Raw genomic sequence first — 8,778 nt, 5'->3', positions numbered from 1 at the left:
TAAGTAGCGAAAAGAAAGGTGAGAATCCTTTCCGCCGAAAGCCTAAGGGTTCCTGAGGAAGGCTCGTCCTCTCAGGGTTAGTCGGGACCTAAGCCGAGGCTGAAAAGCGTAGGCGATGGACAACAGGTTGAAATTCCTGTACTACCTCCACTCCGTTTGAGCAACGGGGGGACGCAGGAGGGTAGGGTGAGCAGACTGCTGGTTATGTCTGTCCAAGCAGTGAGGCGTGTGTATAGGCAAATCCGTACACTGTAACGCCAGGCTGTGATGGCGAGCGAATTAAAGTAGCGAAGTCCCTGATCTCACACTGCCAAGAAAAGCCTCTAGCGAGGAGTGAGGTACCCGTACCGCAAACCGACACAGGTAGGCGAGGAGAGAATCCTAAGGCGCGCGAGAAAACTCTTGCTAAGGAACTCGGCAAAATGACCCCGTAACTTCGGGAGAAGGGGTGCCCCGGTAGCGTGTCAAAGCGCGAGGGGGCCGCAGTGAAAAGGCCCAAGCGACTGTTTAGCAAAAACACAGGTCTCTGCGAAGCCGCAAGGCGAAGTATAGGGGCTGACGCCTGCCCGGTGCTGGAAGGTTAAGGGGAAAGGTTAGCCGCAAGGCGAAGCTTTGAACCGAAGCCCCAGTAAACGGCGGCCGTAACTATAACGGTCCTAAGGTAGCGAAATTCCTTGTCGGGTAAGTTCCGACCCGCACGAAAGGCGTAACGACTTGGGCACTGTCTCGGCAAGAGACTCGGTGAAATCATACTACCTGTGAAGATGCAGGTTACCCGCGACAAGACGGAAAGACCCCATGGAGCTTTACTGCAGCCTGATATTGAATGCTGGTATTGTTTGTACAGGATAGGTGGGAGCCGTTGAATCCGGACCGTCAGGTTCGGGGGAGGCGTCCTTGGGATACCACCCTGACAATGCTGGCCTTCTCACTTGCATCCCTTACCGGGATGAAGGACCGTGTCAGGCGGGCAGTTTGACTGGGGCGGTCGCCTCCTAAAAGGTAACGGAGGCGCCCAAAGGTTCCCTCAGAATGGTTGGAAATCATTCGCAGAGTGTAAAGGCACAAGGGAGCTTGACTGCGAGACCTACAAGTCGAGCAGGGACGAAAGTCGGGCTTAGTGATCCGGTGGTTCCGCATGGAAGGGCCATCGCTCAACGGATAAAAGCTACCCTGGGGATAACAGGCTTATCTCCCCCAAGAGTCCACATCGACGGGGAGGTTTGGCACCTCGATGTCGGCTCATCGCATCCTGGAGCTGAAGTAGGTTCCAAGGGTTGGGCTGTTCGCCCATTAAAGCGGTACGCGAGCTGGGTTCAGAACGTCGTGAGACAGTTCGGTCCCTATCTGTCGTGGGCGCAGGAAATTTGAGAGGAGCTGTCCTTAGTACGAGAGGACCGGGATGGACGCACCGCTGGTGCACCAGTTGTTCCGCCAGGAGCACAGCTGGGTAGCTATGTGCGGACGGGATAAGCGCTGAAAGCATCTAAGCGTGAAGCCCCCCTCAAGATGAGATTTCCCACAGCATAAGCTGGTAAGACCCCTTATAGATGATGAGGTAGATAGGTTCGAGGTGGAAGTGCAGCAATGTACGGAGCTGACGAATACTAATCGGTCGAGGGCTTAACCTAATACAATGCGGTTTTTCTTCTACATTCAGTTTTGAGGGTACAAGAAATGTTCCGAGGATTTTCTCTCCAAAGGAGAAGTTCGGGGCGTTTTTTTATGTCTGGACCGAAGGGTTGGCAAACCTTTATTTCCGAATTCAGTTCCTTCTATCTATTTCATATGTGCCCGTAGCTCAATCGGATAGAGTGTCTGACTACGAATCAGAAGGTTGGGAGTTCGAGTCTCTCCGGGCACGCCATAGTATGTCGGGAAGTAGCTCAGCTTGGTAGAGTACCTGGTTTGGGACCAGGGTGTCGCAGGTTCGAATCCTGTCTTCCCGACCATTTTTAGATTTATATAAATTTTGCGGTCGTGGTGGAATTGGCAGACACGCTATCTTGAGGGGGTAGTGATCCATGATCGTGCGAGTTCGAGTCTCGCCGACCGCATTATATAAGTGAGTAAAATAGCCCTGTGCTTTTCATTAAATGGAGAGCACAGGGCTATTTTTGTATTTCGTCATTTTCTGAATAAAGATAGATGAAAAAGAAAAACATAATTATGGAAAAACATATAGAGGAGCTATGTGATGGAGAAGGCTGGGATTACTCTTTTTCAAACCATGATGATTATTATGACGGCCTCTGGACTTATGAACCATGTCATCGTGATTCCCATGTTAATAGAAGTTTCCGGTCGAGATTCCTGGATAAGTGTCTGCCTTACATGTGTGGCCTGCTTACTATGGATTCCTGTAATTTATTTTGTTATGAAGAAGACAAACCAGCAGCATATTTTCGAATGGTTGAAACAAAAGCATGGGCGTTTTTTTTCCATCATCCTTTTATCTATTAGCAGCCTATATTTGTTTCTTATTAGCAGTACTACATTAAAGGAAACTGTTATGTGGACAAAAGTATCGTATTTGCCTGCTACTCCGGTATTTGTACTAGCGCTTACTTTTGGCCTGCTTTGTTTTTATAACTCATATTGCGGCATAAATTCTATTGCAATTACGACAGGGATTTTGTTGCCGATTATTGTAATTTTAGGTTTTTTTGTAGCTACGGCAAATATTCCGAATAAGGATTATGCTTTGCTGAAGCCCTGGCTCGAATATGGATTTCATCCGGTAATTAAAGGAATGATGTACGTCGGTTCAGGGATGGTTGAGCTCATTTTGCTAACTTTTTTACAACATCATATTAGTTCTACAGTTACTTTTTCTTCTCTAGTGATTATCACCTTTGTTCTGGCTGGACTTATTCTAGGTCCGACTATGGCTGGGATTGCTGAATTTGGACCGTACCAGTCTGGATTTCAGCGCTATCCTGCATTTGAAGAGTGGAGACTTGTGTCAATTGGGCGTTATATTGAGCACCTGGATTTTTTATCGATTTATCAATGGCTGTCGGGTGCATTCATACGTATCTCTCTAGCCAGCTTTTTGATCATTGATATTTTGAAAATAAGCAATAAAAAAAAGAAAATATGGGTTCTTATTCTGATTTATATCGCTGTAGTTGGATTTACCGTACTTCCAATAAGTGATATGAAATTTTACATGTTTTTGCGCGACATTTTTCTTCCTGTTTCACTAGGAGTCATGTTTATAATCTCGTTCGTACTTGTCGGATTCGCAGTATTTACCGGAGAAAAAAACAGGAGGTAAACGATGTTGTTTAGGGATATTTTCAAAAGAAAATCAAAAAGGCGTACAAGTATCTCTGTACCTGCTGTTGGGGAACATATCTCTGAATTTAAGGAAGAACAAGTTCGAGAATGGTTTGCTTCCTGTGGAGATGTAAACATTGAAATCATACGTACAGAAGGTAATGATAACGCGGTTGTTATGCTGATTTACTGCCCGGGTTTGTGTGATACGAAGCAGATTAACCAGATTGTTTCATCATCGATGAGCCTGTACAAATTAGAGGATCAGAGAACAGCGACGATGAAGAAACTCTCAAATCAGGGGATAAAAGAAACCATTATTGAAAGTGTATTTCTGGGTCAACTGCTTTTGCTATTTGAAGGAACAGATGTTGCATATACGATTGATATTTCTGCTCAACCGAAACGAAACCCTGAGGAACCAAAGACAGAAATATCGATACGAGGTCCCCGAGATGGATTTATTGAGGATCTCTCTGTTAACGCTGGTCTTATCCGAAAACGATTACCAACGACGTCGTTACATTATGAAACATTCATAATTGGAACCAGAACGAAAACAGAGGTAGGACTATTCTTTATTAAAGACATAGCTCCAAATAAAGTGATTGAAGAAGTACGGCAACGGTTACAGCAGATTAACATTGATGGAATAACCAGTTCAGTACAGGTAGAAGAGATGATCGGAGATACATCCTTTCCCCTTTTTCCGTTATTCGTCTATACAGGGCGTCCAGATTTTGTAGCTGAAAGCCTCCTTCGCGGACGATTTGCTTTATTGGTGGATGGAATACCTACGGCTACGATTGCACCTGTAAACTTGATGTTTATTTTGAAAACGAGTGAGGATATGCATGATTCCTTTTATTTTGCTTCGTTTGAACGTGTTCTAAGACTATTTGGTATGATCATTTCCATGTTTCTCCCGGGGTTCTGGGTTGCATTAACGACTTATCATCCTGACCAATTGCCTTTTACTTTGCTCGCAACGACTGTAGTGTCCAGGCAGGGGGTCCCTTTTTCCACGCCTCTTGAGTGTTTTCTTATGTTATTTTTGTTTGAGTTGTTTAGAGAAGCTGGCGCCCGTTTCCCAGCAGCTATTGGGCAAACGTTATCGGTAGTAGGTGGACTCATTATTGGACAGGCTGCAATTAGTGCAGGACTTACTTCCCCAGGTCTGATTGTGGTAGCGGCGACTTCACTTGTTGCTAAATTTACATTGGGGAGTGTGGCCTTAACGGGAAGCGTGGCTATTTTCCGAATGTTTATATTGATAGCGTCTTCATTTATGGGGATGTTTGGATTTCTCATTTCGGCTTTTGCTATCCTCACGTATCTGGCTAACTTACGTTCGTTCGGAGTTCCGTATTTAGCCCCACTATCTCCCCCTGTATTTCGCGACATGAAGTATGTGATATTCCGTATGCCTTGGAAACGGGAAAAGAAACGCTCGACTATGCTACAGCCTCATGACTCCACCAGACAGGGAGAAGATACGTAATGAGAAGGAAAGTAGGTTGTATTGGTATAAGTTTTTTTACGGTGTTATTTTTGACAGGATGCTGGGATATGAAGGAAGTGGAGCATACTCGATATGTTTATTCTATAGGTGTTGATTATGTAAATAATAACCAAGTCATATATACGCAGCTTATCCCTTTTACGAACATTGCTAAACAAGAAGGAGGAGGAGGATTGAAGCCTGTACCCATTTGGATAGGAAAATCAGTAGGAAAAACATTTGATATCGCGACAGATAATTTATATAAAACAGCCCAGCAACGCTATTCATGGGGACATGTTGCAGCGCTTGTATTTACGGAGAGAGCTCTAAAGAATAAAAAAGTAATAGAAAATGTTCTGGATGTGTTAGAAAGATATAATGAAATTAGAAAAACGATCTGGGTATCGGGCACAACGGAGTCATTGAATGATCTGTTAATTGCTAAACCTTCTATGAGTTTTTCCATAGCATATTCCAGGCTAAGTGATCCGGATGATATGTACTTACAATATTCAATTGTTAAGCCTATAACTTTACGTGAATTTATGATAAGCACAAAAGAGAGTGGAGCTACGACCATCATTCCTTATTTGAAAATTTCAAAGAGTAACTGGAAGGAGGACAAAAAGAAAAAAGAGGTTTTAACGTTAGATGGGGTAGGGATCCTACAGCAAGGGAAGTTCCAGGGACACATACCACGAACAAAGATGCAAGGGATTCGCTGGATGCAAAAGCAAACCGTTCGTACACCGCTTTATATTTTTGATGGTAAGAAACCGGTGGCCTCGCTTACTTTGGGAAAGCCAAAAATAAAGATAAAACCACAAATGAAAAATGGAAAGGCTATGTTCAATGTAAAAGTTTCTGTAAAAGGCGCGATTATTGAAATGGGAAAAACACTTACACAGGAACAGCTACAGAAACGGGCTGAAGACAGGATTCAAGGTGAAATTAGAAGGACCTTTCAAGAAGGGGTTAAAATGAATGCTGATGTGTTTCAATTATCGAATACATTATATCGAGAAAATCCTCGTGCCTGGCATGAGGTGGCGAAAAATAATAAACTTGAAATTTCTAATGACTCCCTGAACTCCATTGAGGTAAAAGTTGGGATTTATTCTTCTGGAAAAGCGAAGGATAGAGAGAGAAATACGAAAATGAAATCACCAGCTGGTAGATAAAATCCAAAACCCCTCTTGGGTCACCGACCTAAGAGGGGTTTCTTCGATTATTGGGGTAAGGATAGCTAAGTTAGAATAAATATAAAAATTTTTTTAGGAAACAGTAACAGTACCGATCATGTTCTAACGCGGTTAGTGTGTGTAAGGGATGCTGTGAATTATTTATAAAAAGCTGGTGAAAGTAAAATGAGGATTCGAAGAGTTATTCTTTTAGTTATTTGTCTAAGTGTTTTTCTTTTTCCTGTCTCAGCATATTGCTTGGACCGTGTAAATACACCTGTCGACGTTCTCATTGATGTAGGACATGGCGGAATTGATGGAGGAGCATCCTACAAAACTATGCTGGAAAAGGATGTTACCCTAACGATAGCACGCCTTCTGTATCAACAGTTATCAACGAAAGGATATGCCGTAGTACTAAACCGTACGGGAGATTATGCACTTAGTGAGGAGAACGGCTGGTTGAATACACGTTCACGTCACCAAAAGGATCTGGCACAGCGTAAGCATCTTATGCAGTCGTTATCACCGAAGATTACAATCAGTCTACATGCCAATACATCATCTAACCCAAATGATTATGGTCCGCTTGTACTTTATCAGAAAAACAATCAGAGCTTTATGCTCGCTGATGTTATGCAGCATACGTTGAACAAGTTGTATAAGACAGCGGAATTGCCGCAGCCAGGCTCCCGGTTGTACTTACTTAACCATTCGATTTGTCCAACGGTACTTGTTGAGATTGGATTTATCAGCAATTCCGTAGATCGTGAACGGATGACAGATCCCCGGCAACAAAAACAAATTGTGAGCGCCATTAGCTCGGCGGTTGATCATTATTTTTTACTATTTAATCAGAAGCACAGCAAAAAGTAGGAAGGAGGGACCTGCAGATGATAAAGAAGCTTATCGTTTGTATGCTGTTTTTTTGTTTTGTAATCCAGTCTGTGGTCTATGCCAATCCGAAAAATCGTACAGAGTGGGAGGAGACAGGCAATGTTGTATGGGAAGTACAGACGAATAAAAAGCTGATCGCTCTTACGTTTGATGATGGTCCTCACCCAAAATACACAAATGAAATTTTGCTTCTTCTAGATAAGTATCATGCGAAAGCCACCTTTTTTGTAGTGGGGCAGCGAGCAAGGAGTTATCCTGAGCTGCTTAAAACGATGCACCGAAAAGGTCATGAAATTGCCAATCATACATATACACATCCAAACATGAACCAGATCAATACGAATCGACTGCAAGAAGAAATGAAGAAAACAGATGAAGTCATTTATACAGCAGTTAAAATCAGGCCGGCACTGTTCCGACCTCCGGGGGGGAATTTTAACACCAGAGTAGTAGAGACAGCGAAGGCAAACCAGCATCTTGTGGTGATGTGGTCATGGACACAGGATACGAAAGATTGGGCCAATCCAGGGACGAAAAAAATTGTAAATAAAGTCTGTCGCAATGCTCGGCCCGGAAATATTGTATTGTTTCATGACTTTGGACGAGATCGCACGCAGACAATCCAGGCGCTAGACATCATCCTGAAACGATTATCGAAGGAAGGCTACCAGTTTGTTACGGTTTCTGAGCTGCTTGCCGAGAATCAAATACACGTAACAAACGAGTAGAAGCGTACCTGTTAATTTCCAGAATTAAAAAATATGATGCGTGTCAAACTAAGCATGGAGGTGAAAAAATGAATAAAGTACTAACAAAAGTTACGGCTGTATCGCTTGTTGTTGTACTGGCAGGATCTCTTGCTGCATGTACTAACACAGCAGCTCCGAATAATACAAGCCGTACGCAGAACTATCGCGTAAATCAATACCAGGCCAATCCTACTGTTCCCCGTTATAATGATGGTGCGTATGTAAATCGAACGCCGCAACCACCATCTAATACAGCGCAGCTAAATACGACAGAGCGTGCGGCAGCAGATCGGATGGCTCGTACAGCGATGAAAGTGCCGGGTGTTGCACATGCGACGGCTGTTGTAAATGGAAAAGATGCCGTGATTGGGCTCGATACTACAAGTGCCGCTGCTCAAGACAAAAGGGCTATTGAGCACAAGGTAGCCAATGCTGTGAAGAAAGCTGAACCTGGGTACAATGTTCATGTCACGACAGATGCACAACTCCATCAGCGAATTCGCACATTAAATACGCAAGTACAGACCGGACACCCAGTTCGTACACTGGCAAATGATGTAGGTGTCATTATTAAAGATATCGGACGCGCTGTTACGGCTCCTTTCCGCTAGAAACCAAAGTCCCGGCGATTATGCCGGGTTTTTTCTTGTAAGGTCGAGGTACTCGTCCACACCTTTTTTATGGAAACGGCATATGTTGTATAAGCCGTATAAGAAAGGGGGGTGAACGTATGGTAGGATTATCACATGGTTTTGAGTTTATTGTACCTAAATCATCCAATCTAGCTGTTGGAGATACGTTTACAGTTGGGGAGTGGAAGGGAAACAAAAGTGTTAGAAAGTGTAATTTCCCTGGCAGGATTCCTTTTCAGAACATCACGATTGTTGAGCCGAATGAACATTTTCATCATATACTAGCCGGACTCTTTTTATCCTCTCCATTAAAAACCACTGCCAGATATCGAATAGAAGCCGTTACAGGGGAATGCTGCGTAGGGAGAACTCTGTACCAGAAGTTCAGGTGTGTACGAGTTCGCCGCATTCAACATCGCAAAAATAGAAGACCTAGCCATGTCGGAGAAGAGTAAATTCCACAATAATAAAGGCCTCACTGTCCATATTATAGACGGTGAGGCCTTTTTATCTGCATCTACTCTTTAGCGCAT

7 protein-coding genes, 3 tRNA genes and 1 rRNA gene (1 of these 11 only partly in view) are annotated in these 8,778 nt (G+C 43.6%); all 11 read left to right on the top strand.

Translation table 11 applies throughout. The features are described 5' to 3' along the window. Positions 1–1,631: ribosomal RNA gene (locus PO771_RS17580) — 23S ribosomal RNA — on the top strand (it extends 1,306 nt beyond the left edge of the window). A gap of 159 nt (positions 1,632–1,790) precedes the next feature. Then, positions 1,791–1,867 (top strand) — tRNA-Arg (locus PO771_RS17575). Between the two features lie 8 nt (positions 1,868–1,875). Continuing rightward, a tRNA-Pro gene (locus PO771_RS17570) sits at positions 1,876–1,952 on the top strand. A 22-nt stretch (positions 1,953–1,974) separates the two neighbouring features. Continuing rightward, a tRNA-Leu gene (locus PO771_RS17565) sits at positions 1,975–2,057 on the top strand. Between the two features lie 140 nt (positions 2,058–2,197). Next, complete coding sequence (locus PO771_RS17560) at positions 2,198–3,280, top strand: GerAB/ArcD/ProY family transporter (RefSeq protein WP_272560934.1); 1,083 nt, start codon at positions 2,198–2,200, stop codon at positions 3,278–3,280. Between the two features lie 3 nt (positions 3,281–3,283). After that, positions 3,284–4,783 (top strand): spore germination protein, encoded by a 1,500-nt coding sequence (locus tag PO771_RS17555; RefSeq protein WP_272560933.1) that lies wholly within the window; start codon positions 3,284–3,286, stop codon positions 4,781–4,783. Next, entirely contained in the window at positions 4,783–5,967 is a 1,185-nt protein-coding gene (locus PO771_RS17550; RefSeq protein WP_272560931.1) for a Ger(x)C family spore germination protein, read from the top strand. The genes PO771_RS17555 and PO771_RS17550 overlap by 1 nt, the downstream gene beginning before the upstream one ends. Positions 5,968–6,153: 186 nt before the next feature. Further along, positions 6,154–6,843: an N-acetylmuramoyl-L-alanine amidase family protein gene (locus PO771_RS17545; RefSeq protein ID WP_272560930.1), complete on the top strand. Its 690-nt coding sequence runs from the start codon at positions 6,154–6,156 to the stop codon at positions 6,841–6,843. Between the two features lie 20 nt (positions 6,844–6,863). Then, complete coding sequence (locus PO771_RS17540) at positions 6,864–7,592, top strand: polysaccharide deacetylase family protein (protein WP_422665018.1); 729 nt, start codon at positions 6,864–6,866, stop codon at positions 7,590–7,592. Positions 7,593–7,660: 68 nt separating this feature from the next. Next, positions 7,661–8,224: a YhcN/YlaJ family sporulation lipoprotein gene (locus tag PO771_RS17535; RefSeq protein WP_272560928.1), complete on the top strand. Its 564-nt coding sequence runs from the start codon at positions 7,661–7,663 to the stop codon at positions 8,222–8,224. Positions 8,225–8,343: 119 nt separating this feature from the next. After that, complete coding sequence (locus PO771_RS17530; RefSeq protein ID WP_272560926.1) at positions 8,344–8,700, top strand: hypothetical protein; 357 nt, start codon at positions 8,344–8,346, stop codon at positions 8,698–8,700. The last annotated feature ends 78 nt before the right edge of the window (positions 8,701–8,778 follow it).

The organism is Aneurinibacillus uraniidurans, assembly GCF_028471905.1.
Classification (GTDB): Bacteria; Bacillota; Bacilli; order Aneurinibacillales; family Aneurinibacillaceae; genus Aneurinibacillus; species Aneurinibacillus uraniidurans.
This window is presented reverse-complemented; position numbering and strand designations above follow the sequence as displayed.

Coding starts and splice junctions, on each gene's coding strand:
- PO771_RS17550 (WP_272560931.1), top strand. CDS start 4,783: ATGAGAAGGAAAGTAGGTTGTATTGGTATAAGTTTTTTTACGGTGTTA.
- PO771_RS17560 (WP_272560934.1), top strand. CDS start 2,198: ATGGAGAAGGCTGGGATTACTCTTTTTCAAACCATGATGATTATTATG.
- PO771_RS17535 (WP_272560928.1), top strand. CDS start 7,661: ATGAATAAAGTACTAACAAAAGTTACGGCTGTATCGCTTGTTGTTGTA.
- PO771_RS17545 (WP_272560930.1), top strand. CDS start 6,154: ATGAGGATTCGAAGAGTTATTCTTTTAGTTATTTGTCTAAGTGTTTTT.
- PO771_RS17530 (WP_272560926.1), top strand. CDS start 8,344: ATGGTAGGATTATCACATGGTTTTGAGTTTATTGTACCTAAATCATCC.
- PO771_RS17555 (WP_272560933.1), top strand. CDS start 3,284: ATGTTGTTTAGGGATATTTTCAAAAGAAAATCAAAAAGGCGTACAAGT.